Source organism: Falsigemmobacter faecalis (assembly GCF_003863335.1).
Taxonomy (GTDB): Bacteria; Pseudomonadota; Alphaproteobacteria; order Rhodobacterales; family Rhodobacteraceae; genus Wagnerdoeblera; species Wagnerdoeblera faecalis.
This window is the reverse complement of the sequence record NZ_RRAZ01000015.1, coordinates 1-23,323: the sequence shown is the minus strand read 5'-3', so window position 1 is coordinate 23,323 and position 23,323 is coordinate 1. Positions and strand designations below refer to the sequence as shown.

The window sequence follows — 23,323 nt, the reverse complement described above, 5'->3', positions numbered from 1 at the left end:
GGCTAGGAAAGCCCGGTCAGAGAAGGAGAGCGGCGATGAGCTTCAATACGTTCGGCCACACATTCCGCACCACCACCTGGGGCGAAAGCCACGGGCCCGCGCTTGGCTGCACGGTGGATGGCTGCCCGCCGAATATCCCGCTCTCGGAAGCTGACATCCAGCAATGGCTGGAGCTGCGCAAACCCGGCACCTCGAAATTCACCACCCAGCGCCGTGAGGCCGATCTGGTGAAGATCCTCTCGGGTGTCTTTGAGGGCAAAACCACCGGCACGCCGATCCAGCTGATGATCGAAAACACCGACCAGCGCTCAAAGGACTATGGCGATATCGCCACTTCCTTCCGCCCCGGCCATGCCGATATCGCTTATCACCTGAAATACGGCCACCGCGACTACCGCGGCGGCGGGCGTTCATCGGCGCGCGAAACCGCGGCCCGGGTGGCGGCAGGCGGCGTCGCCCGTCAGGCCCTGGCCGCCCTTGCGCCCGATCTGAAGATCACCGGCTATATGGTGCAGATGGGCACGAAAACCATCGACCGCGCCCGGATGGACCTCAGCACCCTCTCGGACAATCCCTTCTGGTGCCCCGATCCGGTGGCGGCTGTGGAATGGGCGGACTACCTCGACGCGCTGCGCCTGTCGCATAACTCGGTCGGCGCGATTATCGAAGTGGTGGCCGAGGGCGTGCCGCCCGGTCTGGGCGCGCCGCTTTACGCCAAACTCGACACCGAGCTTGCCGCCGCCATGATGAGCATCAATGCCGTCAAAGGTGTTGAGATCGGCGAGGGCATGGCCGCCGCCATGCTGACCGGCGTGGAAAACGCCGATGAGATCCGCATGGGCAACGAGGGTCCGCGCTACCTCTCCAACCACGCGGGCGGCATCCTGGGCGGGATTTCCACCGGCCAGCCGGTGGTTGTGCGCTTTGCGGTCAAACCCACCTCCTCGATCCTGACCCCGCGTGAGACGGTCAATCTGAGCGGTGAAGAGGTTGATCTGATCACCAAAGGCCGCCATGATCCCTGCGTCGGCATCCGCGCCGTACCGGTGGGGGAGGCGATGATGGCCTGCGTGCTGCTGGACCATCTGCTGCTCGACCGTGGCCAGACCGGTGGCCTGCGCGGGCAGATCGGCTAAGCTTGCGGCCTTTGAAAACCGCGGCCCTGTGCGGCTGAGCCGGGGCCGCGCTGCCCTGGCGTAGCGAGGCCTGGCCCGGGCCTTCTCAGCGCGGGATCCGACACCCGGGCAAAGCTTTCCATGTCCGGATGGTGCCAGACAACTCCGGAAAAGACTGAGAGTGCCGGTCCCCCGGCATCGCGCATGTGCCGCTGCAAAGACCGTGAAATTGCAGGCTGTAAAACCGCCTGCGCCTGACGTCTCGCGCCCTCCTGTCCAGGTCAACCTCTGGCCTCAGAACGAAAACACCCCGCCTGCCGCGCAGACGGGGTGTTTTAATGTCAGCAAAACCTGAGGCTTACTTCGCCAGTTCGGCGTCCAGAAGCTTTTTCAGATCGGCATAGTTCATATTGCCATGCTTGGTGCCATTGATGATCAGCGAGGGCGTCGAGGTGATATCATCGGCCTTCACATTGGTCTCATAGGTGTCGATCAGCGCCTGAGCGGTTGCGCCATCGCTCATGCAGACGTTCAGCTGCTCCTGGCTCAGACCGGCGGTCAGACCGATCTTTTGCAGCGCGGCGCTGGTCGCCTCACCACCACCCGCAGCCCAGTCTTTCTGCTGCGCATAAAGCATCTCCTGGATGCCGAAGTAGCGCATATCCCCGCCACAGCGCGCAACCATCGCCGCCCAGAGGCCGGGGCGGTCAAAAAAGACCTCACGGTAGACGAATTTGATCTTACCGGTGTCGATGTAATCGCGCTTCAGCTCTTTAAAGACGCCCGAGTGGAAGTTCGCGCAATGCGGGCAGGTATAGGAGGCATATTCCGTCAGGGTGACGGTGGCGTCCTTATTGCCCAGCACCAGTTCCGGGATCTCGACCTTCTTCTGCTCGCTCGCCTGGGCCATGGCCGGAGCCGCGCTCATCGCGGTCATGCCAAAGGCGGTCAGGGTCGCAAGGGCCAGAGCCGCCGCAAAGGGTTTCATCATGATGGATTTCCTCTTTCAGGTCCGCTTGCGGGACAGCACATTCTGGGCCAGCTGCGCCAGAGCGCGTCTGAGCCCGTCATCTTTCACATCTTCGGCCACAGCCTGCGCCTCCGGACCGGGCTGAACCGGCTCGGGGGCGGTCTCTGTGCGGTCCGCATGATCAAAATCCGCCTGCCCCTCGGAAAAGCCGACGGCAGCGGTCTGCGTCAGATGGATGCGCGCGATGGCGTTATAGCCGTAAACCGCATTCACCCGCTCCCGCAGACGTTCTTTGCGCATCTCCACCAGAGGCGCGGCAGCGGGCTGCACCAGCACCGTCAGCGTGGCGCCCAGGCCTTCGCGGGTATAGCCCACCTTGATCGGACGGGTCAGCTTTGCCAGATCCGCCCCGGCGACTTCCGGCCAGTGGGTCAGCAGGCGGCTGATCGCAAAGCCCCGGCTTTCGCCGGCCTTGCGGATCCTTTGCGTCAAAAGCCCCCCGGCAGATTCAAAACCACGCCGCCGCCGCGAGGACGGGCTGCGGTCATCGGGGGCTGCGGGCTTTCGCGCCATGGACGGAGGCATCCTTTTATGCGAGGTGCGGAGAGCTCCCCCGCAGTTTGGCCCATCTTACAACCCGGGGCGTCCTGCGCCAGACGGGAGGCGCTCCGGAGACATGAAAAATGTGTGAAAGCTTCGCCGAAGACCTGCTCGCCTGGTATGACCGCCACGCCCGTGAGCTGCCCTGGCGGATCTCTCCGGCGGATCACGCAAAGGGGCTGCGCCCCGATCCCTACCGCATCTGGCTCTCAGAGGTGATGCTGCAGCAGACCACGGTGGCGGCGGTGAAGGATTACTTCAACCGCTTCACCACCCGCTGGCCCGATGTTGCGGCTCTGGCGGCGGCCCCTGATGCAGAGGTCATGGCCGAATGGGCAGGGCTTGGCTATTACGCCCGCGCGCGCAATCTTCTCGCCTGCGCCCGCGTGGTGGCGGATGCCGGCGGCTTTCCGCAGACCGAGGCCGGCCTTCTGACCCTGCCCGGTGTTGGCCCCTATACCGCCGCCGCCATCGCCTCGATTGCCTTTGCGACGCCCGCCGTGGTCGTTGACGGCAATGTCGAGCGCGTGACCAGCCGCATCTTTGCCATGGGCGATCCGCTGCCCGCCGCACGGCCAAAGCTGCGCGAACTGGCGGCACAGCTCTCGCCGCAAAAGCGCCCGGGCGATTATGCTCAGGCCATGATGGATCTGGGCGCCACGATCTGCACGCCGCGCAACCCCGCCTGCACGATCTGCCCGGTCTTCGCCCATTGCGAGGCCCGCCGCCTTGGCATCGCGGCGGACCTGCCGCGCAAAACGCCCAAAGCGGCCAAACCCGAGCGCGCGGGCGTCGTCTATATCGCCCGCCGCCCCTCGGACGGGGCCTGGCTGATTGAGACGCGCCCCGACAAGGGTCTCCTCGGCGGAATGCCGGGGTTTCCCGGTTCTGACTGGGCCGTCGGCGGCGCCCCGGCGCATGAGCCACCGCTTGCGGCCGACTGGCTGACGCTGAACGGCGAAGTGCGCCATACCTTCACGCATTTCCACCTGACCCTGCAAATTCGCATCACCCGCAGCGAAGCGGAGCCGCAGCAGGGCGCGTGGCGGCCTGCGTTTTCGCCCGCCGCCCTGCCCACCGTGATGCGCAAAGCCTGGGATCTGGCCGCACCGCAGTTTCATGACGTCTGAGCTTGTAAAAACACCATCGAAACCCAGGAAGTCAGCCTGATTTCACGCTGCAATATGGCTGACCTCCCGCTTTTCAGCAGATCCCCCGGCCCCCCACGCCCGGGAGCCGTTTGCCCCACCTTTACGCAGCCGCGCGGCAGCCATAGGGTGCAAAGCTGCAGGCCGCAATCCGCAGGCGGCCCCCCGCAGCCTGGAGCCAGCATGCCGGACATCCCCCCTGCCCGCGCGTTCAAAGACTGGCGCTCTGCGCTGCCGTTCTGGTGCTCGCTGCTGCTGATCCCGGTGGCATACATCGCCGCCACCAAAGGCGGCTGGTGGGTGGCCCTGCTGCCGCTTTCGGGCTGGACCATGGTGTCGATCCTCGATCTTGCGGGCGGGCTGGAGGAGGAAAACCCCGATCCTGCCACGCCCGAGCGCGATCTCTTCTGGTACCGCCTCATCACGCTGATCTGGTTGCCGCTACAGTTTATCGTGGTCTTTGCCTGCCTCTACCACGCCACCCATGGCGGGCTCAGCGGTACGGCGGAAAAGATCGGGCTGTTTTTTGGCCTTGGCGTGATGTCCGGCGCGGTCGGCATCGTCTATGCCCATGAACTCCTGCACCAAAAGAACCGCCTTGAGCGGCGCATGGGCGATCTGCTGCTGGCTATGGTGCTCTATTCGCACTTCCGCTCAGAGCATCTGCTGGTGCATCACCGCTATGTCGCCACCCCCCGCGATCCGGTCTCGGCGCGCTACAACGAGGGCTTTCACCGCTATTTCAAACGGGTGCTGACCCGCTGCCCGCCCTCAGCCTTCGCCGCAGAGCGGCAGTTGCTGGCGCGGCGCGGCCTGCCTTTCTGGCACCGGCGCAACCCCTTCTGGCTTTACGCCGCGCTGCAGCTGGGCTTTCTGGCGCTGGCCTTTTGGATCGGCGGCTGGGAGGGCCTGGGCCTCTTTCTCGTCCAGGCCCTCAGCGCCGTCTGGCAGCTGGAGCTGACAAATTACATCGAGCACTACGGCCTCACCCGCCGCCACCTCGGCGAGGGCCGCTATGAACATGTGCTGCCGCGCCACTCCTGGAATGCGGCGCATAAGGTCTCCAACTGGTTTTTGATCAATCTGCAGCGCCACTCGGATCACCACTATAAACCCGACCGCCGCTTTCCGCTTTTGCAGACATATAGCGCAGATGAGGCCCCGCAGCTGCCGCATGGCTATCCCGCCATGGCGGCCCTGGCGATGATTCCGCCGCTCTGGCGGCGGGTGATGAACCCCAAAGTCCGCGCCTGGCGGCGGCAGTTCTATCCCGATATCACCGATTGGACGCCCTATAACAAAGGCACACTGCCGCCGCCCAAAGGCTCCTCCTGACGGGGGAGGCAGGGGATTTTCCTTGCGAAACGCATCCCCCCGCGTGCAGATCAGCGGCAGTCAATCCCGGAGACCGCCCTTGCGCCTGACCGCTTTTCTGACCGCATTTCTTCTGCCGGGCGCCGCCCTCGCCGCCTGCCCGGGCAAAATGATCCTCTCCTGCGACACCTCCCAGACCCGCCGGCTGGAGGTCTGCCTGTCCGATGGCGCGTTTCACTACCGCTACGGCCCGAAGGGCAAAGCCGATCTGGCCCTCAGCGCGCCCCTCAGCAGCGGCCCCGTAGAGCCCTGGCCCGGTGTCGGGGGCAACATCTGGTCAAAGCTGATCTTTCGCAACGGAGCCCACCGCTATGAGGTCTGGACCGCCTCCAGCCGCCTGGGCGATGATCCGCAATCCGCAGGCGTGGCCGTGCTGAAGGGCGAGACCCCGATTACAGAACTGACCTGCCTGCCGGGCCGCATCCACACCCCCGATGTGCTCTTTGAGGATGTGATGACCGAAGAAGGCTGGTGCGTGACCGACAATCAGAAAACCTGGCGGCGCTGCTGAAGGCGCCTCAGCGCGCCCGCAACAGCGCCAGCAGCCGCTTCGGCCCGCCGGGGATCAGCACGAAAGAGAGACCAAATCCGGCGGCAAAGCCCGCCAGATCGGCAATCCAGTCCGGTGCCACACCGCCAAAGATCCCAAAGGCCATCCGCACCAGGATCATCACCCCGATCAGACTGAAAGCCTGCAGCCCGCTTTCCCCGCGCTGGCGCAACCGCACCCAAAGCACGAAGGAAAAAGCCCCGATCAGCCCAAAGGCCCCGGCATAACCGCCGACCAGCGGCACCTTCTGCCCAAGCGCCGCATAGACCACCGCCGCCAGGATCGAGGAGCCGAAAAACAGCCCCACCAACGCCAGCGGCCGGAACAGCTCTCCCACAAATTTGCCAAGCGCCAGCACAAAGACCACCACAAAGGCGGCATGCATGAAGCTCAGATGCGCGAAGGGATAGATCACAATCCGCGCAAGCTCGCGGGGCGGGAACTGCCCGGTCTGCACCATCCACAAAAACTGCTCCGGGATAAACACCATCCGCTCCAGCGCCTGCATACGCCAGCCGATGCCATCCGCACCCCCGATCAACCCCTGACCGGAAAGCTGAAAGATCACCTCAAAAAGGATCATCGGCACCACCAGCGCCCAGACCACCGGCGGCAAAGGGTTCAGCGGAGACTGCGGCAGATGCGGGTTGGTACTCATGGCGCCCCTCGTCGTTGACGTCTTTCCCCCTGAGCGATAAGCCGCCTTCACTGCCTTTTCCAGCCCCGGAGGCCCGAATGTCCGACGCAACCGCAACCCCCGCCGTCCCGAACCGGATTTTCTCCGGCATCCAACCCTCGGGAGGCCTGACGCTTGGCAATTACCTCGGTGCGCTGCGCCGTTTTGCCCAAAAGCAGGATGAGGGGATCGAATCGATCTATTGCATCGTCGATATGCATGCGATCACCGTCTGGCAGGACCCGGCCAAACTGCGCCACGCCACGCGTGAGCTGACGGCCGCCTATATCGCCTCCGGGATTGATCCGGAAAAATCGGTGCTCTTCAACCAAAGCCAGGTCTCGGCCCATGCCGAACTGGGCTGGATCTTCAACTGCGTGGCGCGTCTGGGCTGGATGAACCGCATGACGCAGTTCAAAGACAAAACCGCCGGCAAAAACGCCGAAGCCTCATCGCTGGGCCTCTATGCCTATCCCGCGCTGATGGCCGCCGATATTCTCGCCTATAAGGCCACCCATGTGCCGGTCGGTGACGATCAGAAACAACATGTGGAACTGACCCGCGACATCGCCGCAAAGTTCAACCATGACTTCGGCGTGAACTTCTTTCCCATGCCCGAACCGGTCATCGAAGGCGCGGCCACCCGCGTCATGAGCCTGCGCGACGGCACCAAAAAGATGTCGAAATCCGACCCTTCCGACGCCAGCCGCATCAACCTCACCGATGACGCCGACACCATCGCCAAAAAGCTGCGCAAAGCCGTCACCGACCCCGAGCCGCTGCCCGAAACCGCCGAGGGCCTCGCCTCGCGCGCCGAAGCCCGCAACCTCGTGAATATCTACGCAGCCCTCACCAACAGCAGCGTCGAGGCGGTGCTTGGCGAATTCGCAGGCCAGGGCTTCGGCACCTTCAAGCCGAAACTCGCAGAACTCGCCGTCTCCGTCCTCTCGCCGATCTCCACCGAGATGACGCGCCTGATGCAGGACACCGGTGAAATCGACCGCATCCTGTCGCGTGGCGCCGAGCGCGCCGAGGCCATCGCCCGCCCGATCCTCGATGACGTCTATGACATCATCGGCATGGTCCGCCGCAAAGCCTGACGAAAAAAGCCAAAGCCCCACCCCGGCTTTGGCTTTTTTAAAATACTCCGGGGTCCGGGGCAGCGCCCCGGCGCTCTGCGCCAGGCACGCCCCCGCCCAAAACCGCCCGCCCCTTACTCCGGGGCCAGCCGATAGCCCTCACCGCGGATGGTCTGCAGATAACGCGGCTGCTTTGGATCACTCTCCAGCTTGCGCCGCAGCCGGGTGATCTGCACATCCACCGCCCGCTCGCTGGACTGGGTTTCCTCCCCGGCCAGCTCGGCAATCAGCTCATCCCGCGCCACCACCTCGCCCGAGCGTGCCGCAAAAATCCGCATCAGCGCCACTTCCGTCGAGGTCAGCCGCACCGGCTGATCGCCCTGCCACAGCTCGCTGCGGTCGATGTCATAGCGCAAAGGCCCCAGCATCAGACTGCGCGAGGGCGGCGCTGCAGGCTTCAGCGGCTGCGGCATCCGGCGCAGAATGGCATGGATGCGCAACAGCAGCTCCCGCGGCTCAAAGGGCTTGACCAGATAATCATCCGCCCCCGCCTCCAGCCCGTCGATGCGGTTCGAACTTTCCCCCCGCGCCGTCAGCAAAAGGATCGGCAGCACCAGCCCCTCATCGCGCAGCGCGCGGGTCAGCGTCACACCGTCTTCCCCCGGCATCATCACATCGAGCACCAGAAGATCAAACTCCAGCCCCGCCAGCAGGCGGCGCGCGCGTGCGGCATCATCCGCCACGGTCACCAGATAGCCATTCCGGATCAGAAATTTCTGCAATAGGCCACGGATGCGGTCATCGTCATCGACAACCAGCAGATGCAGCGGGGCGGTGTCACTCATCAGGTCCCTCCGTCACGCAACGACATATACTGCCGCATCTGCTCGGGGTCCATCATCTCTTCCAGCACCTGCCAGAAGCCCGCCACAGCCTGCGGCCCGGCCCGCCGGTAAGCGCCGCGCATCCGCCCGCGCTGGCCCTCAGAGAGTTCTTTCTCAAACTCCGTCCCGGCCGGGGTCAGGTACAGATGTCGCTCGCGCTTATCGCGCCGCCCCACCCGGTTCTCGACAAAACCATCCTCAATCAGCGCCCGCAGCACCCGGTTCAGGCTTTGTTTCGTCACCCCCAGAATCGCCAGCAGCGTATTGACGGTCATGCCCGGACGGCGGTGGACGAAATGCAACACCCGGTGATGCGCCCGGCCATAGCCGCGGCTCTCCAGAACCCGGTCGGGATCAGAGGTAAAGCCGCGATAGGCGAAATACATCGCCTCAATGCCTTTGCGGATCTGCTCGTCGGTCAGATAAAGCAGGGCATCCCCGCCCATTGGACCCGGGGTTCTGTTCATGGGGATCTCCTGTCAGGCGTTTCGTGTTTTTATGTCAGCCTTGTTGACTTTCCAAGTCCGAATCGGTAACCCAAAGACCGGATTTCGCAAGATCATGTCGAAGTGACACTCCTCTTGCGCAATTTTTGCAAAGCCTGCGGGGCGAAGGAGGCACTATGGCCGGTTCTTATGAAGATCGTGACGGCAAGATCTGGATGGATGGCAAGCTGGTGGAGTGGCGCGACGCCAATGTCCACTTCCTGACCCATGCCCTGCACTACGCCTCAGCCGTCTTTGAGGGTGAGCGCTGCTACAATGGTAAAATCTTCAAAGGCCGCGAGCATTCGCAGCGCCTGATCGATTCCGCCCGCATGCTCGATATGGAGCTGCCCTGGACCGTCGATCAGATCGAAGAAGCCAAATATGCCACCCTCGCGGCCAATGGCTTCAAAGATGCCTATATCCGCGTGCTGGCCTGGCGCGGCGCGGGCGAAGAAATGGGCGTCGCAGCCCACGGCAACCCGGTCCGCATGGCGGTGGCTGCCTGGGAATGGGGTGCCTATTACGGTGATGCGAAATGGCAGGGCGCCAAACTCGACATCGCCAAATGGAAGCGCCCCTCGCCCGAGACCATTCCGACCGCGGCCAAGGCTTCGGGCCTTTACATGATCTGCACCATGTCCAAACACGCGGCCATGGCGAAGGGCTGCTCGGATGCGCTCTTCTATGACTACCGCGGCTATGTGGCCGAAGCCACCGGCGCCAATATCTTCTTCGTCAAAGACGGCGAGATCCACACCCCGGATCCCGATTGCATCCTGAACGGCATCACCCGTCAGACCGTGATCAAAATGGCCGAAGAGATGGGCTATAAGGTCAATGTCCGCCGCATCCTGCCGGAAGAGCTTGCGACCTTTGAGGAATGCTGGCTGACCGGCACCGCCGCCGAAGTGACCCCGGTGGGCCAGATCGGTGAGCATAAATACACCGTGGGTGCCACCACCCGCGCCGTGGCCGAAGCCTATGAGGCCCTGGTCCGCGCATAAGCGCTGATCTGACCGCAAAACGCCCGCAGCTTTCTGCGGGCGTTTTTTAGTGTCTGGCCTCAGGCGGTGCGACCGCGCTCAATGCGCAAAAAAGCCTCCAGGCGGTCCTTCTCCCCCTCAGGTCGCGGACGGCGCAAAAGCTCCATCGTGGCGGGATGCACCTCGCGCTGCCGGCGGGCGATCTCAAAAAACGCCCGGTTTTTCTCCGTGCCCGCGGCGCTGCGCGTGTCGGCGATATGACGTGTCATCTTACCCTCCTGACTGACGAAAACAGGACAGAGGTAACACAAAAGCACCCGGTTGGCTCCGAAATTCAGCCCCTGAGCCGGGCCGCCGCCCAGGCCGCCGCCTCCGCCACCACCGGATCGGGATCCCCCGTCAAAGCTTCGGCCCGGGGCAACAACTCAGAACGCCCCGAATTTCCAATGGCATAAAGCACATTGCGCAAAAATCGATCCCGCCCGATCCGCTTGATCGGAGAGCCCGAAAACCGCGCCCGAAATGCTGCGTCATCAAGCTCCGCCAGCTCCGCGAGCAGCGGTGCGCCCACCCGGTGCCCATAGCCCGGATCCACCGCATCCACGGCGAATTTATTCCAGGGACAGGCCGCCAGACAATCATCACACCCATAGATCCGATTGCCCATCCGGGCCCGCAGATCCTCCGGCACCGGGCCTTTATGCTCAATCGTCAGATAAGAGATGCAGCGCTTCGGGTTCAGCCGCCCCTCGCCCTCAAAAGCCCCGGTGGGACAGGCGGTCAGACAGGAGGTGCAACTGCCGCAATGCGAAACCTCTGCCGCATCGGGCGCAAAATCGACGGTCGTGAAGATCGAGCCAAGAAACACCCAATTGCCAAACTGACGGCTCAGCAGATTGGTGTGCTTGCCCTGCCAGCCGAGACCCGCCGCCTGAGCCAGCGGCTTTTCCATCACCGGCGCGGTATCGACAAAAACCTTAATCTCGCTGCCCGGAGCCTTGTCGATCAGCCAGCGCCCGACGCGCTTAAGACGTTTCTTCACCAGATCGTGGTAATCTTTGCCCTGCGCATAGACCGAGACCGCCGCCCGGTCAGATTGCCCCAGCACCAGACGAGGATCCTCGGGCGGGGTATAGCTCTCCGCCAGCATGATCACGCTGCGCGCCTCGGGCCAGAGAGCGGCGGGGTTACCGCGCCAGGCCATACGCTCGGCCATCCAGGCCATCTCGCCATGATAGCCGCCTTCGACAAAGGCCTCCAGCGCCTCTGCCGCATGGGGAATCGCATCGGGGCGACAAAAGCCCACGGCGACAAAGCCCGCTGCCTTCGCCTCAGCGATCAAAGCGGTCCTCAACCCGGTTGTGTCAGGGGGTGCAAGTGCCATAGCGGCCTCCGGGGATTTTCAAGGGGTGCGGGCCGCACCCCTTGAAGCGGGGGGCGCGGGGGGCGGCAGCCCTCCGCCCTTCCCTCAGAAATCGAGATCAGCGTAATGCAGCGGCGGCGGGCTGCCGGGGATCTGATCGGCCAGAAGCGAGCGGAACGAGGGCCGCGATTTGATCTTGGCGTACCAGTCCTTCACCAGCGGCTGGCGGTCCCAGTCCACGTCTGACGCATAATCGAGGCAACTCAGATGCGCGGCCGCCGCAAAATCCGCCAGCGTCATCTGATCGCCCGCCAGCCAGCGGCGCTGTTCCAGCAGCCAGGCCATATAATCAAGGTGATATTTGATCTGCGCCGCCCCTTCGCGGATGCGCTTGCCATCCGGATAACCCTGCTTGGTGACCTTCTTCATCAGCCGCTCATGCAGCAGATTGCAGGTCACTTCGCGGTGGAACTTATCGTCAAACCACGAACAAAGCCTGCGCACCTCATAGCGCTTCAGCGCATCGCGCGGGATCAGCGCGGGTTCCGGGAAGATCTCGTCGAGATATTCGCAGATCGCCTGACTTTCGGAGAACATCCGCTCGCCCATCTTCAGCACCGGGATTTTTCCGGCCGGATTGCGGCGCAGCAACTCCTGGCTGTGCTCCCAGTAGCGCTCCTCCACCAGTTCCACCTCAATGCGCTTTTCCGCCAGCGTCAGGCGGACTTTGCGGCAAAAGGGAGAGAGGGCAAAATGAAACAGACGGTTCATGGACATGGGCTCCGGGAGACTGATCTTCCTTGCACTGAAAGGCCTGAAAACTCAAGCCGATCAGGGCTGAAAACATGCCGCACGGCCGTCAGCGGCAATGGTTTGCGCACCATCCATGATCGCAGCGGTGCGCCGCCGCTGCGCCGCCGAGGGTTTGGCCGCCGAGCGCGCTTTGGGATTGGGCAGCACCATGGCCAGACGGGCGGCCTGGGTCGGGCTCAGCTTCGCGGCAGAGACGCCGAAATAATGCCGTGCCGCCGCCTCCACCCCGAAGACGCCTTCGTCAAATTCGGCGACATTCAGATAGACCTCCAGAATGCGCCGCTTGGACCAGAGCGTCTCCACCACCGGCGTCAGCATGGCCTCCAGCGCTTTGCGCGACCAGTTGCGCCCATGCCAGAGAAAGACGTTTTTCACCACCTGCTGGCTGAGGGTCGAGGCGCCACGAGTGTTGCCGCGGTTCATCGCCCGGCGGATCTCGATCATATCAAAGCCCCAGTGATTGCAGTAATTGGCGTCTTCCGCCGCCACCACCGAGCGCAGCATCACCGGCGCAATATCATCGACATTCACCCAAGTGCGGCTGATCCCGCCCAGACGCGCGCCCTCCTGGCGCATATAAAGCCCCGCAGGCGGGTTCACAGCCGCAAAAAGCCAGACCCAGAGCACGACGAGGACCACAAAGCCCAAAAGCCCGCGCCACGCCCATTTGAACCCCGAACGGCGGAGCTTTTGCCGAAAACTCAGCGGCGCGGCCTTCTTGCGGCGGGAGGGCGTGGGGGCAGCATCAGACATATCCGATCCTGTCCATGTTCCACGCCCCCCCGTCAAGTCAGAGGCCGCCTCAGTCGAGCAGACGCCGCGCGATCACCTGGGCCTGGATCTCGCCCGCGCCCTCAAAGATATTGAGGATCCGCGCGTCACACAGGATGCGGCTGATGGTATATTCCAGCGCAAAGCCGTTGCCGCCATGGATCTGCAGCGCGTTATCCGCCGCAGCCCAGGCCACCCTTGCGCCAAGCAGCTTCGCCATACCGGCTTCCAGATCGCAGCGGCGGTCATGGTCTTTCTGCCAGGCGCTGTAATAGGTCAGCTGACGGGCAATCATGATCTCGACGGCCATCATCACCAGCTTATCGGCCACCCGCGGGAATTCGACCAGGGATTTGCCGAACTGCTTACGGTCTTCGGCATATTGCAGCCCGACCTCCAGCGCGTTCTGCGCCACGCCGATCGCACGGGCGGCGGTCTGGATGCGGGCGGATTCAAAGGTCTGCATGAGTTGCTTGAACCCCTGCCCCGGCACGCCGCCCAGCAGGTTTTCGGCCTTCACCTTAAAGCCGTCGAAACCCAGCTCATATTCCTTCATCCCGCGGTAGCCGAGAACCTCAATCTCGCCGCCGGTCATGCCCTCGGTCGGGAAGGGGTTCTCATCGGTGCCCGGGGTCTTTTCCGCCAGAAACATCGACAGGCCACGGTAATCCGTGGTCGCGGAATCCGTGCGCGCCAGCAGCGTCATCACATGGGCGCGCGCCGCATGGGTGATCCAGGTCTTATTGCCGGTGATCTGCCACTCACCGGCCTCAGATTTCACCGCGCGGGTGCGCAGGCTGCCGAGGTCCGATCCGGTATTGGGTTCGGTAAAGACCGCCGTCGGCAGGATTTCCCCCGAGGCGATCTTCGGCAGCCAATGCGATTTCTGCTCATCGGTGCCGCCGCAAAGGATCAGCTCGGCCGCGATCTCAGAGCGGGTGCCCAGCGAGCCCACGCCGATATAGCCACGCGAAAGTTCCTCCGAGACCACCACCATCGAGGCCTTGCTGAGGCCAAGCCCGCCAAGGTTCTCCGGGATCGTCAGGCCGAAGACGCCCAGATCCGCCAGCTCCAGCACGATCTCCATCGGGATCAGCTCATCCTTCAGATGCCAGTCATGGGCATGGGGGATGACCTTATCGTCGGCAAAGCGGCGGAACTGATCGCGGATCATTTCCAGCTCATCATCAAGTCCGGTCGCGCCAAAGGTCGCCCGGCCCTGATTTTCGCGCATCAGCGCCATCAGATGGTTGCGCGCCGCGACCGAATTTCCGGCGATCAGCGCCTCAACCTCAGGGGTGCGGAACGCTGCGGCCTCAGCTCCGGTGATCCACAGATCCGAGAGCCGCAGGATCTCGCCCTGGGTCATCGGCAGGCCACCGAACAGCTGCGCGAGATATTCCCCCGCGCCGATCTGCAGCAAAAGCTGCTCCATCGCGCCAAAGCGGCCTTCCGCGCGCAGGCGGCCCGACCAGGCCTCCATCTGCGCCAGAGCTTCGACATAGGTCGCAATCCAGGAGAGGCCATGGGCGGCCCGCTGCTCGGCCTCAAGCCGCTTTGCGCTGATACGGTCCCCTTCGGTGACCGCAGCCCGCAGCTTTTCCTTTGCCAGCGCCAGCAGCCCCTGCAGCGGCGCCTGAACCGCGCCGGAAAGCGCCTCCAGTTCTGCCAGAACCGCCCCACCCTGATCGGACATACGACCGTCTTCAGCCATGATTTTCCCCTCTCTGTCCAGGCCCGCAAGCCTGGCAGAAGGGATAGTTATTTCGCAGTTGCAGCGCAATAATTATTCAAAGTAGCTGGTCATTCTTTTCAAATATAACCCCATCATCTTTAAGGATGCGGGGCAGAAGCGGCCAGGCTATACCCTTAACGGCAAAGGGAAAGGCGGAGCAGGATGGATTTCTTCTACGGCGGGCTGACGGCAGAGACCTTCTGGATCGCAGCCCTCGTCACGCTTTTCGCAGGCTTCGTCAAAGGCGCCATCGGCTTTGCGATGCCGCTTATTATGATGGCTGTCTTCGCCTCGATCATGCCGCCGCAACTGGCACTGGCGGGGCTGATCCTCTCGGTGCTGACGACCAATCTGCATCAGTCACTGAGGGACGGCTGGCCTGCCTTTCGTGAGAGCGCCTGGGGCTATCGCCGTCTGATCGGGGCCACGATCATCGGTATCGCCATCTCTGCGCCCTTTGTCGTCTATATCCCGGCGCGCCTGCTGCTGGGGCTGCTGGGCCTGCCGGTTGCGCTTTTTGCGCTCTACCAACTCTCGGGCCGGCCGATGAAAATCGCGCTCCGCCACCGCAACCGCGCGGAATATGTGCTGGGGCTGATCGCCGGGCTTTACGGCGGGCTGGCCGGGATCTGGGGGCCGCCGGTGGTGATTTATCTGCTGTCGATCGCCGCAGATAAAAAGGAAACCGTTCGCGTTCAGGGCGTTATCTTCCTGATCGGCGGCACGGTTCTGGCAGCCGCGCATCTGGGCACCGGGATTCTCAATGAGGTTACTTTGCCCTTCTCGGTCGCGCTGGTGATCCCGGCCTTCGCGGGGATGCTGGCGGGCTTCCGGCTGCAGGACCGGCTCGATCCGGTAAAATTCCGCCGCTGGACGCTGATCCTTCTGGCGCTGACCGCGCTGAACCTGCTGCGCAAATCCATCTTCGGCTGACAGGAGGCCCCATGCTCAATTTCATTCGTCATGGCGAAGGCAGCGGCGTCCCTTTGCTGATCGTTCACGGGCTCTTCGGCTCAGGCCGGAACTGGGGGGCGATTGCAAAGCGGCTCTCCGCGCGGGGTCCGGTCATCACGGTGGACCAGCGCAACCACGGCGAAAGCCCCCGCGCGGCCACACAGAGCTATGAGGATATGGCCGCAGATCTGGCCGGGGTGATCGAGGCCCATGGCGGTCAGGCCGATGTGCTGGGCCATTCCATGGGCGGCAAGGCCGCGATGCATCTGGCGCTCACAAGGCCGCAGATGCTGCGCCGCCTGATCGTCGCGGATATTGCCCCCGTGACCTATAACCACTCGCAAAGCGCCAATATCGAGGCCATGCGCAGCCTTGATCTGAGCGGGCTGAACGGCTCGCGCCTTGAGGCGGACCGGCGCCTGCAGGCCCGGCTGCAGGATCCGGCGTTGCGGGCGTTCTTCCTGCAAAGCCTTGATCTGAAAAGCGAGCCGCCGCGCTGGCGGCTGAACCTCGATGTGCTGGAGGCCGAGATGGACAAAATCACCGGCTGGCCGGGCACCGAAGGTATCTATGAGGGGCCGACGCTCTTTCTGACCGGGGCGCAGTCGCACTACGTGCAGCCTGAGCATAAGCCCCTGATCACCGCGCAGTTTCCGCGCGCGCGCTTTGTGAAGCTCTCGGGGGCCGGGCATTGGCTTCATGCCGAGAAGCCGCGGGAATTTGAGGCCTCAATCCTTGCATGGATGGAGGCCACGGGTGGCTGATCTGACGCTGGTGATCGGGGGCGCACGCTCGGGCAAATCGCGCTATGCTGAAGGCCTGGTGCGCCGCCACCCCGGCCCCTGGCATTACATCGCCACCGCCCAGGCCTTTGACACTGAAATGGCCGACCGCATTGCGCAGCACCGCGCGGACCGCGGGCCCGACTGGATCACCCATGAAGCGCCGCTGGAGCTGACGGATGCGCTGCGCGGCATTGATGAGGGTGTGGTGCTGGTGGACTGCCTGACACTCTGGCTCAGCAATCATCTGCTGGCAGGCTCTGATCTGACCGCCGAGGCCGCCGCGCTTGAGGCCGCATTGCAGGACCATCCCTGCCCGGTGACACTTGTGTCTAATGAGGTGGGCTGGGGCATTGTGCCGGACAATGCGCTCGCGCGTGCCTTTCGCGATGCGCAGGGGCGGCTGAACCAGCGCCTGGCAGCCCGCGCGAGGCATGTCATCACCACCATCGCGGGCCTGCCGCTGGGCTTGAAGGGGGATCTGCCATGACCCGGTTTCTCTGGCTGCGCCACGGGCCCACGCATCAAAAGGCCATCACCGGCTGGCGCGATGTGCCTGCCGATCTGTCTGATCTGGCGCTGATTGCGCAGATCGGCGCGGGCCTGCCCGCGGAGGCGCGGCTGATCTCCTCAGATCTGATCCGGGCGGTGGCGACCGCCGATGCGCTGAGCCTTGGCCAGCCCCGCCTGCCGCATGACCCCGATCTGCGCGAGATCAATTTCGGCAGCTGGGACGGGCTGTTACCCGCCGAAGTCTCGGCCCGCGACCCCGAACTCAGCCGCGCCTATTGGGAGACCCCCGGCGATCTCTGCCCGCCCGGCGGGGAAAGCTGGAACCAGACCTCGCTGCGCATTGAGCGCGCCGCACAACGGTTGCATCAGGGCGGCACGGTGATCGTGGTCGCCCATTACGGCGCGATCCTGACCCAGGTGCAGCGCGCCACCGGCCAGACAACGACCAAGACCCTTGGGCAATATATCCGCCCGCTCTCGCTGACGGAGATTATCTGGCACGCGGACGGGCGCCGCGAGCTGCTGCGGGTGGACGAATTGCCAAACCCGTGACGCGCTTCAGTGACCCGCCGCCAGCAGGGCGCGCAGCCCCTCGCGGTAGTCGGTATGCACGAGGCTGACCCCAAGGCGGGCCTTCATCCGCGCATTGGTGACGCGCTTGTTGTCGTCATAAAAGCTCCGCGCCATGGCCGACAGGACGGCCTGATCGAAGTCCTCTTCGGGGGGCGGTTCAAGACCCAGCAGGCGCGCGGCGAAAGTGATGACATCCTGCGGCGGGGCCGGATCATCATCGGCCACATTGATGACCAGCCCCGGCTGCGGCGCCTGCATCGAGGCCCGCAACACCTGCACAATATCCTCGACATGAATGCGGGAAAAATACTGCCCCGGCTTGACGATACGGCGCGCATCCCCCGCCCGCAGCCGGTCAAAAGCGGAGCGCCCGGGGCCGTAAATGCCCGCCAGCCGGAAGATATGCAAAGGCAGCCCGCTGGCCGCCCAGGCCTCTTCCGCCCGAAGGCGCTGCGCGCCGCGCGGACCCGTGGGGGTGGCGGGGGTTTCCTCATCCACCCAGGCCCCCTGATGATCGCCGTAAACAGAGGTCGCTGAGAGATAGCCGACCCAGTCCGGGCGCGCCTCGCGCAGGGCCCCGCGGTCGTGCGACAGGAAGGGATCGCCCCCCGGCCCCGGTCCCGCCGAGATCAGGATATGGCTGTAGCCGGTGAAATCGAGCCCCTCAGGCGACAGGGGCGTGATGCCAAGCGCCTGAAGCTGCGGGTGTTTTTCAACCGACCGGGTGGTGCCGAAAATCTCTGCATCCGGCAGGGCGCGGGCCAGATGCTGCGCCACATATCCGGTCCCAAGGCATAACAGTCGCATGGCCGTCCCCTTTGTCACAGGGCGATTGCGCCCTCAGCCAGCGCCGCCTCCAGCAGATCCACCGCTGCGGCCAGGCGCTCATCGATCACCCCCAGAAGGGCGGTCCAGTCGGAATAGCCGCGCAGTTCCTCAACCCCGTCCGAGATCCCGCGCAGGCCCAGCAGCGGCAGACCAAAGCGCGCGGCAGCCCGCATATGCGCCCAGGTCTCCATATCGACCATATCGGCGTCGATCGCCTCATAGGCGGCCCCCGAGACCACATTGCCCCCGGTTGACAGCCGTGCCTGAGGAAGGCCGGGAACCGCCTCCGTCAGGGTCACTTCGGCAGGCAGATCCAGAAGCGGCGTGCGCCCTTTTTCAAAGCCAAGCGCCGAGGCATCCATATCGCGCCAGGAGACGGAGGAAGCCTGATAAACCTCGCCCTGACGCAGGCCGCGCGCCCCCGCCGAGCCGAGCGAGACCACCAGCGCCGGCAGCTCATGCCGCGCGGCAAGGACGGACAGCGCCGCCGTCAGCGCAACCGCACCTTCAACCGGGCCGATGCCGGTCATCACCGGACGGATACGCGCCTGCAGCGCCGGGCCATATTCAGCGGGCGCAGCCATGACGAAGAGAACCGGAAGACCGGCCAGGCGGTCAGGACGGATCTCACTCATGCGCGTTTTCCCAGGCTTTCCACGCCCAGAGTGGCGAGAACCTTCGCCTCAATCTGCGCGGCTTCCATGCCCGCGACGCGGTACATGGCCTCGGGGCTGGCCTGATCGATGAAGATATCGGGCAGCACCATCGAGCGGAATTTCAGCCCGTGATCAAAGGCCCCCTCCTCGGCCAGAAGCTGCGCAACATGGCTGCCAAAGCCGCCGACTGCCCCCTCTTCGATGGTGATCAGCGCCTCATGGTGGCGGGCAAGTTGCAAAATCAGCTCGCGGTCGAGGGGCTTTGCGAAACGCGCATCCGCCACCGTCGGCGAAAGCCCCCGGGCGGCCAGCGATTCGGCGGCCTTTTTCACCTCCGCCAGACGGGTGCCGAAGGAAAGCAGCGCCACGCGGCTGCCCTCGCGGATAATGCGGCCTTTGCCGATTTCCAGCGGGATACCGCGCTCAGGCATATCCACGCCCACGCCCTCGCCCCGCGGGAAGCGGAAGGCGGAGGGGCGGTCGTCAATCGCGGCGGCAGTGGCCACCATATGGACCAGCTCAGCCTCATCCGCGGCGGCCATGACCACCATATCGGGCAGGTTCGCAAGGAAGGCGATGTCGAAAGAGCCAGCATGGGTCGCGCCATCGGCCCCCACCAGACCCGCGCGGTCGATGGCGAAGCGCACCGGCAGGCGCTGGATCGCCACATCATGCACGATCTGGTCGTAGCCGCGCTGCAGGAAGGTCGAATAAAGCGCGCAGAAGGGCTTCAGCCCCCCGGCGGCCAGACCGGCGGCAAAGGTCACGGCATGCTGCTCGGCGATGCCGACATCAAAAAGCCGCGCCGGGAAGCGCTCGGCAAAGAGGTTCAGCCCGGTGCCATCCGGCATCGCCGCCGTGATGGCGACGATTTTGCCATCCGATTCGGCTTCGCGGATCAGGCTTTTGGCAAAGACGCTGGTATAGGAGGGCGCGTTTGACGGCGCTTTCACCTGCTCACCGGTGATGACGTCGAATTTGCCGGTGGCATGGCCCTTGTCGCGCGCGCGCTCAGCCGGGGCGTAGCCCTTGCCCTTTTTGGTCAGCACATGGATCAGCACCGGGCCGGTGGCGCGGGATTTCGCCGCGCGCAGCACCGGCAAAAGCTGGTCCAGATCATGACCATCAATCGGGCCGATATAGGAAATCCCCAGCGATTCAAAAAGCGTACCGCCGACCGCCATGCCCTTGAGCATATCGCGGGCGCGTTTGGCACCTTCCTGGAAGGGCTCGGGCAGGAATTTCACCGCCCCTTTGGCGACTTCCTTCAGCTCATGCAGCGGGGTTCCGGCGTAAAGCTTCGACAGATAGGCCGAAAGCGCGCCGACCGGGGGCGCGATCGACATCTCATTGTCGTTCAGGATGATGAACATGCGCTTTTTCAGATGGCCCGCATTGTTCATCGCCTCAAAGGCCATGCCCGCCGACATTGAGCCGTCGCCGATCACCGCCACCGCATCGCCCGGATCGCCGCCCAGATCGCGCGCCGCCGCAAAGCCCAGAGCCGCCGAGATCGAGGTGGAGCTATGCGCCGCGCCAAAGGGGTCAAACTCTGATTCGGAGCGCTTGGTGAAACCCGAAAGCCCGCCCTCCATCCGCAGGGTGCGGATGCGTTCGCGCCGTCCGGTCAGGATCTTATGCGGATAGCACTGATGGCCGACATCCCAGATGATCTTGTCGCGCGGAGCCTCAAAGACGGCATGAAGCGCGACGGTCAGCTCCACCACACCCAGGCCCGCGCCAAGGTGGCCCCCGGTGACAGAGACCGCAGAAATCGTCTCTGCCCGCAGCTCATCCGCCAGCGATTTCAACTCCCGATCAGAGAGCGCGCGCATATCGGCAGGAACGGTGACACGATCAAGCGTCGGCGTGACGGGTCGGTGATTGGTGCTCATGGCGCGGCCTCCCGGGGCGTTAGCTGTCGCGCGAAATGGTAAAACGTGCGGTATCGATAAGAGTTGCAGCCGCAGAGCCATAAAGGGCAAGCGCCGCCCCCGCCTCTGTGACCAGAGCTTCGGCCCGCGCGCGCGCGCCCTCTGCTCCCAAAAGCGACACGAAGGTGGCTTTGCCGGCCTCGGCATCTTTGCGCAGCTTCTTGCCCGCCTTGCCCGCATCGCCTTCGACGTCGAGAAGATCATCCGCGATCTGGAAAGCCAGGCCAATGGCATCGGCATAGGCCGCCAGCGGCGCAGGATCAGCCCCGGCCATCAGCGCACCTGCGGTGGCGGAAAAGCGGATCAGTTCCCCGGTTTTTCCGGCCTGCAGGCGGGTGATCTCAGCCAGCGTCAGCGGCGTCGCGGCGCTTTCTGCCGCGACATCCAGGGCCTGGCCGTAGACCATACCCGCAGCCCCTGAGGCTTTCGCCAGCGCAGCTACCAGGGCCAGGCGGCGGTCCGCAGGCAGATCCTGCGGCAGGGTCAGCAGCTCAAAGGCGAAGGTCTGCAGCGCATCCCCGGCCAGAACGGCCGTGGCCTCATCCCATTTGACATGCACCGTGGGCTGGCCGCGGCGCAGATCGTCATTATCCATGCTTGGCAGATCGTCATGCACAAGGCTATAGGCGTGCAAACATTCCACCGCCGCAGCGGCATCAAGTGCCACCGCTTCGGCGATGCCATGCAGTGCCGCCGATTCCAGCACCAGAAAACCGCGCAGGCGTTTGCCGCCCTGCACCGCATAGCGCATCGCTTCAGAGACCGGACCCTCCGGCAGCAGCGCCATGCGGGTCTCAAGATGCGCAGCGATCAGCCCCTGGGCGCGGGCGAGACGTGTCGAAAACATCAGAGACCTTCGGCAGGCTCAGTCCCGACCGCGACGCCATCGCGGCTGCGGATCTTTTCGATCTTTTCTTCTGCGGCGCGCAGAACGCGGTCGCACTGCGCCTTCAGGGCCGAGCCCTGCTCATAAAGCGCGATCGATTCCTCCAGCGGCACGGAGCCCGATTCGAGTTTGCGCACAATCTCTTCGAGGCGCGCCATAGCGGCCTCAAAGCTGAGGGATGCGATCTCTGACATGGGCTCTGACATGGGCTGTGACACAGGCGGCTCCGTCCTTGAACTGAAAGGCCCGGACCAAAGTCCGGCGCGGGCACTTTAACCTGCCCTTTGCGCCGATACCATGCGAAGCGGTTCGCGCCAAAAGATTTTGCCCCGCCGTTTGACGGGCGGGGCAAAGATCAGGCGCGCATATTGCGGGCTGATTGTTTGATGGCCGCATATTGCCCGGCCGGGCGATACTGCCAGAGGTAATCCTCAAGAAGCGGCGCGGCGGCGCGCGGGGTAATCCCCAGATCGGCAAAGCCTTTCGCGTCAGATGCCACCACATTATCCGAGGCAAGGAAGCGAAGCTGGTCGCGGGTCAGCAGCCCGTTGGCCAAAAGACCCAGCGTCACGCCCTGCACCATATCCAGCAGGAAAGCCGGAATGGCCAGCAGCGCCGAGGGCATCGGCAGAAACACGCGTTTGCGGCCAATCACGCTGCGCGCCTGCTCAGCAGCTTCGCGCAGGGTGACCACATCCGGGCCGCCAAGCTCATAGATCCCCGGGGCGGCATGACCCGGAACGGCGCGGGCGGCGGCATCGGCCACATCATCCACATGCACCGGCTGCACACGGGTGCCTGCGGCCATCAGCGGTACCAGCGGCGCCATGCGGATCAGACCACCAAGACGGTTGTAGAACTGATCCTCAATCCCGAAGATCACCGAAGGACGCAGGATCACGGCAGCGGGATAGGCCGCCAGCACCGCGGCCTCGCCTTCGGCCTTGCTGCGCGCGTAATCGCTTTGCGAGCCCGCATCCGCGCCGATGGCCGAGATATGCACCAGCGAAGGGATCCCCGCTGCGGCCGCGAGACGCGCCACACGGCCGGCACCTTCCACATGAACGGCGTCGAATTTGTTTTTGCCAAGGCTGTTCAGCACGCCGACGCAGTTCACCACCGCATCCGCACCCTTCATCGCCGCAGCGACGCTGGCCTCATCGCGGATATTGCACAAAACCGGCTCAAGCTGGCCCACGTCACCATAGCCGCGCACGAAGATGGCTTCATTCGGGCGACGCACTGCCACACGCACGCGCCAGCCTTCTTTGGCCAGACGGCGCGCGATGTAGCGCCCGACAAACCCCGAACCGCCGTAGATTGTGACGAGCTTCGACATCCGATTTCTCCTGACCGCTGTTGCCCTCCTTTACCCCGTCACCCGGGGTGCGGCAAGAAGTCCCGCAAGGAAAAGCGGGGTTTTAAGGGATTTCCCGGGCCGAAAGAAGATCCGCCGCAAAGCGCCCCTCTGCGGGCGGATATACGCGCGCGCAAACCTGTTACCAGGGGTGAAAAGCCCGGCAATTCAAAAACTTCCGCCAAAATCCAAATTTCCGCAAAAGCCGTGTTGACACCCCCCCGCTGCACAGCTAAATCCTGCCTCACCGAAACGGAGCCCAGATGGCGGAATTGGTAGACGCGCACGGTT

General features: G+C 64.1%; 27 protein-coding genes. 10 read left to right on the top strand and 17 right to left on the bottom strand.

Annotated elements, in window-relative coordinates; genetic code table 11:
• Positions 1–35 precede the first annotated feature (35 nt).
• Positions 36–1,136: a chorismate synthase gene (aroC, locus tag EG244_RS11435; RefSeq protein WP_124965131.1), complete on the top strand. Its 1,101-nt coding sequence runs from the start codon at positions 36–38 to the stop codon at positions 1,134–1,136.
• A gap of 337 nt (positions 1,137–1,473) precedes the next feature.
• On the opposite strand, the gene EG244_RS11430 is transcribed toward aroC, so the two are convergent.
• Entirely contained in the window at positions 1,474–2,106 is a 633-nt protein-coding gene (locus tag EG244_RS11430; protein WP_124965130.1) for a DsbA family protein, read from the bottom strand.
• A gap of 15 nt (positions 2,107–2,121) precedes the next feature.
• On the bottom strand, positions 2,122–2,658 hold the full coding sequence (locus EG244_RS11425) for a DUF721 domain-containing protein (RefSeq protein ID WP_124965129.1): 537 nt from the start codon (positions 2,656–2,658) through the stop codon (positions 2,122–2,124).
• 110 nt (positions 2,659–2,768) lie between these two features.
• On the opposite strand from EG244_RS11425, the gene mutY reads away from it, so the two are divergent.
• From mutY to EG244_RS11410, 3 genes are all read left to right on the top strand, one after another.
• Complete coding sequence (gene mutY, locus EG244_RS11420) at positions 2,769–3,815, top strand: A/G-specific adenine glycosylase (RefSeq protein WP_124965128.1); 1,047 nt, start codon at positions 2,769–2,771, stop codon at positions 3,813–3,815.
• 201 nt (positions 3,816–4,016) lie between these two features.
• Positions 4,017–5,168, top strand: a complete 1,152-nt coding sequence (locus EG244_RS11415; RefSeq protein WP_124965127.1) for an alkane 1-monooxygenase — start codon at positions 4,017–4,019, stop codon at positions 5,166–5,168.
• 79 nt (positions 5,169–5,247) lie between these two features.
• On the top strand, positions 5,248–5,718 hold the full coding sequence (locus tag EG244_RS11410) for a hypothetical protein (protein WP_124965126.1): 471 nt from the start codon (positions 5,248–5,250) through the stop codon (positions 5,716–5,718).
• Positions 5,719–5,725: 7 nt separating this feature from the next.
• Here EG244_RS11410 and EG244_RS11405 read toward each other — a convergent pair whose 3' ends face one another.
• Positions 5,726–6,415 (bottom strand): rhomboid family intramembrane serine protease, encoded by a 690-nt coding sequence (locus EG244_RS11405; RefSeq protein WP_124965125.1) that lies wholly within the window; start codon positions 6,413–6,415, stop codon positions 5,726–5,728.
• Positions 6,416–6,492: 77 nt separating this feature from the next.
• Between EG244_RS11405 and trpS the strand changes: the two genes are divergently transcribed.
• The gene (gene trpS / locus EG244_RS11400) at positions 6,493–7,533 is read left to right on the top strand and encodes a tryptophan--tRNA ligase (RefSeq protein ID WP_124965124.1); all 1,041 of its coding nucleotides are present in this window, start codon (positions 6,493–6,495) and stop codon (positions 7,531–7,533) included.
• Between the two features lie 113 nt (positions 7,534–7,646).
• Here trpS and EG244_RS11395 read toward each other — a convergent pair whose 3' ends face one another.
• Together EG244_RS11395 and EG244_RS11390 are read right to left on the bottom strand one after the other, a co-directional pair.
• Positions 7,647–8,357 carry a response regulator gene (locus tag EG244_RS11395; RefSeq protein ID WP_124965123.1) on the bottom strand — a complete coding sequence of 237 codons (711 nt, stop codon included), beginning with the start codon at positions 8,355–8,357 and terminating at the stop codon, positions 7,647–7,649.
• The gene (locus EG244_RS11390; protein WP_124965122.1) at positions 8,357–8,863 is read right to left on the bottom strand and encodes a MarR family winged helix-turn-helix transcriptional regulator; all 507 of its coding nucleotides are present in this window, start codon (positions 8,861–8,863) and stop codon (positions 8,357–8,359) included. The genes EG244_RS11395 and EG244_RS11390 overlap by 1 nt, the downstream gene beginning before the upstream one ends.
• Positions 8,864–9,018: 155 nt before the next feature.
• Here EG244_RS11390 and EG244_RS11385 point away from each other — a divergent pair, with 155 nt between their 5' ends.
• Positions 9,019–9,888, top strand: coding sequence for a branched-chain amino acid aminotransferase (locus tag EG244_RS11385; protein WP_124965121.1), 870 nt, complete (start codon positions 9,019–9,021; stop codon positions 9,886–9,888).
• A 59-nt stretch (positions 9,889–9,947) separates the two neighbouring features.
• On the opposite strand, the gene EG244_RS11380 is transcribed toward EG244_RS11385, so the two are convergent.
• The 5 genes from EG244_RS11380 to EG244_RS11360 all read right to left on the bottom strand — a co-directional run bounded on the left by EG244_RS11380 (position 9,948) and on the right by EG244_RS11360 (position 14,528).
• Complete coding sequence (locus tag EG244_RS11380; protein ID WP_124965120.1) at positions 9,948–10,136, bottom strand: hypothetical protein; 189 nt, start codon at positions 10,134–10,136, stop codon at positions 9,948–9,950.
• Positions 10,137–10,201: 65 nt separating this feature from the next.
• The gene (gene queG, locus EG244_RS11375; RefSeq protein WP_124965119.1) at positions 10,202–11,251 is read right to left on the bottom strand and encodes a tRNA epoxyqueuosine(34) reductase QueG; all 1,050 of its coding nucleotides are present in this window, start codon (positions 11,249–11,251) and stop codon (positions 10,202–10,204) included.
• A gap of 84 nt (positions 11,252–11,335) precedes the next feature.
• A complete protein-coding gene (gene fzlA / locus EG244_RS11370) occupies positions 11,336–12,001 on the bottom strand; it encodes an FtsZ-binding protein FzlA (RefSeq protein ID WP_124965118.1) in 666 nt (221 codons plus the stop codon).
• 60 nt (positions 12,002–12,061) lie between these two features.
• Entirely contained in the window at positions 12,062–12,796 is a 735-nt protein-coding gene (gene mtgA, locus EG244_RS11365; protein ID WP_124965117.1) for a monofunctional biosynthetic peptidoglycan transglycosylase, read from the bottom strand.
• A 49-nt stretch (positions 12,797–12,845) separates the two neighbouring features.
• Positions 12,846–14,528, bottom strand: coding sequence for an acyl-CoA dehydrogenase family protein (locus EG244_RS11360; RefSeq protein ID WP_124965116.1), 1,683 nt, complete (start codon positions 14,526–14,528; stop codon positions 12,846–12,848).
• Positions 14,529–14,711: 183 nt separating this feature from the next.
• Here EG244_RS11360 and EG244_RS11355 point away from each other — a divergent pair, with 183 nt between their 5' ends.
• Genes EG244_RS11355 through EG244_RS11340 form a run of 4 tightly spaced genes read left to right on the top strand, consistent with a single transcriptional unit; the run spans position 14,712 to position 17,350 of the window.
• A complete protein-coding gene (locus tag EG244_RS11355) occupies positions 14,712–15,482 on the top strand; it encodes a sulfite exporter TauE/SafE family protein (protein ID WP_124965115.1) in 771 nt (256 codons plus the stop codon).
• Positions 15,483–15,493: 11 nt separating this feature from the next.
• Complete coding sequence (locus tag EG244_RS11350) at positions 15,494–16,267, top strand: alpha/beta fold hydrolase (RefSeq protein ID WP_124965114.1); 774 nt, start codon at positions 15,494–15,496, stop codon at positions 16,265–16,267.
• Positions 16,260–16,775 carry a bifunctional adenosylcobinamide kinase/adenosylcobinamide-phosphate guanylyltransferase gene (gene cobU / locus EG244_RS11345; RefSeq protein ID WP_233588989.1) on the top strand — a complete coding sequence of 172 codons (516 nt, stop codon included), beginning with the start codon at positions 16,260–16,262 and terminating at the stop codon, positions 16,773–16,775. The genes EG244_RS11350 and cobU overlap by 8 nt, the downstream gene beginning before the upstream one ends.
• Complete coding sequence (locus tag EG244_RS11340) at positions 16,772–17,350, top strand: histidine phosphatase family protein (RefSeq protein WP_124965112.1); 579 nt, start codon at positions 16,772–16,774, stop codon at positions 17,348–17,350. The genes cobU and EG244_RS11340 overlap by 4 nt, the downstream gene beginning before the upstream one ends.
• A 6-nt stretch (positions 17,351–17,356) precedes the next feature.
• Here EG244_RS11340 and EG244_RS11335 read toward each other — a convergent pair whose 3' ends face one another.
• The 7 genes from EG244_RS11335 to EG244_RS20950 form a co-directional block, all read right to left on the bottom strand.
• The gene (locus tag EG244_RS11335) at positions 17,357–18,178 is read right to left on the bottom strand and encodes an SDR family oxidoreductase (protein WP_124965111.1); all 822 of its coding nucleotides are present in this window, start codon (positions 18,176–18,178) and stop codon (positions 17,357–17,359) included.
• A 14-nt stretch (positions 18,179–18,192) separates the two neighbouring features.
• Positions 18,193–18,834, bottom strand: a complete 642-nt coding sequence (locus tag EG244_RS11330; RefSeq protein WP_124965110.1) for a 5'-methylthioadenosine/S-adenosylhomocysteine nucleosidase — start codon at positions 18,832–18,834, stop codon at positions 18,193–18,195.
• The gene (gene dxs, locus EG244_RS11325; RefSeq protein ID WP_124965109.1) at positions 18,831–20,750 is read right to left on the bottom strand and encodes a 1-deoxy-D-xylulose-5-phosphate synthase; all 1,920 of its coding nucleotides are present in this window, start codon (positions 20,748–20,750) and stop codon (positions 18,831–18,833) included. The genes EG244_RS11330 and dxs overlap by 4 nt, the downstream gene beginning before the upstream one ends.
• Positions 20,751–20,769: 19 nt before the next feature.
• Entirely contained in the window at positions 20,770–21,576 is an 807-nt protein-coding gene (locus tag EG244_RS11320) for a polyprenyl synthetase family protein (RefSeq protein WP_233588995.1), read from the bottom strand.
• A gap of 59 nt (positions 21,577–21,635) precedes the next feature.
• Positions 21,636–21,893 carry an exodeoxyribonuclease VII small subunit gene (locus EG244_RS11315; RefSeq protein WP_407644044.1) on the bottom strand — a complete coding sequence of 86 codons (258 nt, stop codon included), beginning with the start codon at positions 21,891–21,893 and terminating at the stop codon, positions 21,636–21,638.
• A gap of 137 nt (positions 21,894–22,030) precedes the next feature.
• A complete protein-coding gene (locus EG244_RS11310) occupies positions 22,031–23,014 on the bottom strand; it encodes a complex I NDUFA9 subunit family protein (protein ID WP_124965107.1) in 984 nt (327 codons plus the stop codon).
• A gap of 38 nt (positions 23,015–23,052) precedes the next feature.
• A partial coding sequence (locus EG244_RS20950; RefSeq protein ID WP_233588988.1) for a hypothetical protein occupies positions 23,053–23,323 on the bottom strand: 271 nt, incomplete at its 5' end.

Bases quoted from the DNA above. Each gene is read 5' to 3' on its own strand.
- aroC (WP_124965131.1), top strand. From the start codon at position 36: ATGAGCTTCAATACGTTCGGCCACACATTCCGCACCACCACCTGGGGC.
- EG244_RS11430 (WP_124965130.1), bottom strand. From the start codon at position 2,106: ATGATGAAACCCTTTGCGGCGGCTCTGGCCCTTGCGACCCTGACCGCC.
- EG244_RS11425 (WP_124965129.1), bottom strand. From the start codon at position 2,658: ATGGCGCGAAAGCCCGCAGCCCCCGATGACCGCAGCCCGTCCTCGCGG.
- mutY (WP_124965128.1), top strand. From the start codon at position 2,769: ATGTGTGAAAGCTTCGCCGAAGACCTGCTCGCCTGGTATGACCGCCAC.
- EG244_RS11415 (WP_124965127.1), top strand. From the start codon at position 4,017: ATGCCGGACATCCCCCCTGCCCGCGCGTTCAAAGACTGGCGCTCTGCG.
- EG244_RS11405 (WP_124965125.1), bottom strand. From the start codon at position 6,415: ATGAGTACCAACCCGCATCTGCCGCAGTCTCCGCTGAACCCTTTGCCG.
- trpS (WP_124965124.1), top strand. From the start codon at position 6,493: ATGTCCGACGCAACCGCAACCCCCGCCGTCCCGAACCGGATTTTCTCC.
- EG244_RS11395 (WP_124965123.1), bottom strand. From the start codon at position 8,357: ATGAGTGACACCGCCCCGCTGCATCTGCTGGTTGTCGATGACGATGAC.
- EG244_RS11390 (WP_124965122.1), bottom strand. From the start codon at position 8,863: ATGAACAGAACCCCGGGTCCAATGGGCGGGGATGCCCTGCTTTATCTG.
- EG244_RS11385 (WP_124965121.1), top strand. From the start codon at position 9,019: ATGGCCGGTTCTTATGAAGATCGTGACGGCAAGATCTGGATGGATGGC.
- EG244_RS11380 (WP_124965120.1), bottom strand. From the start codon at position 10,136: ATGACACGTCATATCGCCGACACGCGCAGCGCCGCGGGCACGGAGAAA.
- queG (WP_124965119.1), bottom strand. From the start codon at position 11,251: ATGGCACTTGCACCCCCTGACACAACCGGGTTGAGGACCGCTTTGATC.
- fzlA (WP_124965118.1), bottom strand. From the start codon at position 12,001: ATGAACCGTCTGTTTCATTTTGCCCTCTCTCCCTTTTGCCGCAAAGTC.
- mtgA (WP_124965117.1), bottom strand. From the start codon at position 12,796: ATGTCTGATGCTGCCCCCACGCCCTCCCGCCGCAAGAAGGCCGCGCCG.
- EG244_RS11360 (WP_124965116.1), bottom strand. From the start codon at position 14,528: ATGGCTGAAGACGGTCGTATGTCCGATCAGGGTGGGGCGGTTCTGGCA.
- EG244_RS11355 (WP_124965115.1), top strand. From the start codon at position 14,712: ATGGATTTCTTCTACGGCGGGCTGACGGCAGAGACCTTCTGGATCGCA.
- EG244_RS11350 (WP_124965114.1), top strand. From the start codon at position 15,494: ATGCTCAATTTCATTCGTCATGGCGAAGGCAGCGGCGTCCCTTTGCTG.
- EG244_RS11340 (WP_124965112.1), top strand. From the start codon at position 16,772: ATGACCCGGTTTCTCTGGCTGCGCCACGGGCCCACGCATCAAAAGGCC.
- EG244_RS11335 (WP_124965111.1), bottom strand. From the start codon at position 18,178: ATGCGACTGTTATGCCTTGGGACCGGATATGTGGCGCAGCATCTGGCC.
- EG244_RS11330 (WP_124965110.1), bottom strand. From the start codon at position 18,834: ATGAGTGAGATCCGTCCTGACCGCCTGGCCGGTCTTCCGGTTCTCTTC.
- dxs (WP_124965109.1), bottom strand. From the start codon at position 20,750: ATGAGCACCAATCACCGACCCGTCACGCCGACGCTTGATCGTGTCACC.
- EG244_RS11320 (WP_233588995.1), bottom strand. From the start codon at position 21,576: ATGGCGCTGCTGCCGGAGGGTCCGGTCTCTGAAGCGATGCGCTATGCG.
- EG244_RS11310 (WP_124965107.1), bottom strand. From the start codon at position 23,014: ATGTCGAAGCTCGTCACAATCTACGGCGGTTCGGGGTTTGTCGGGCGC.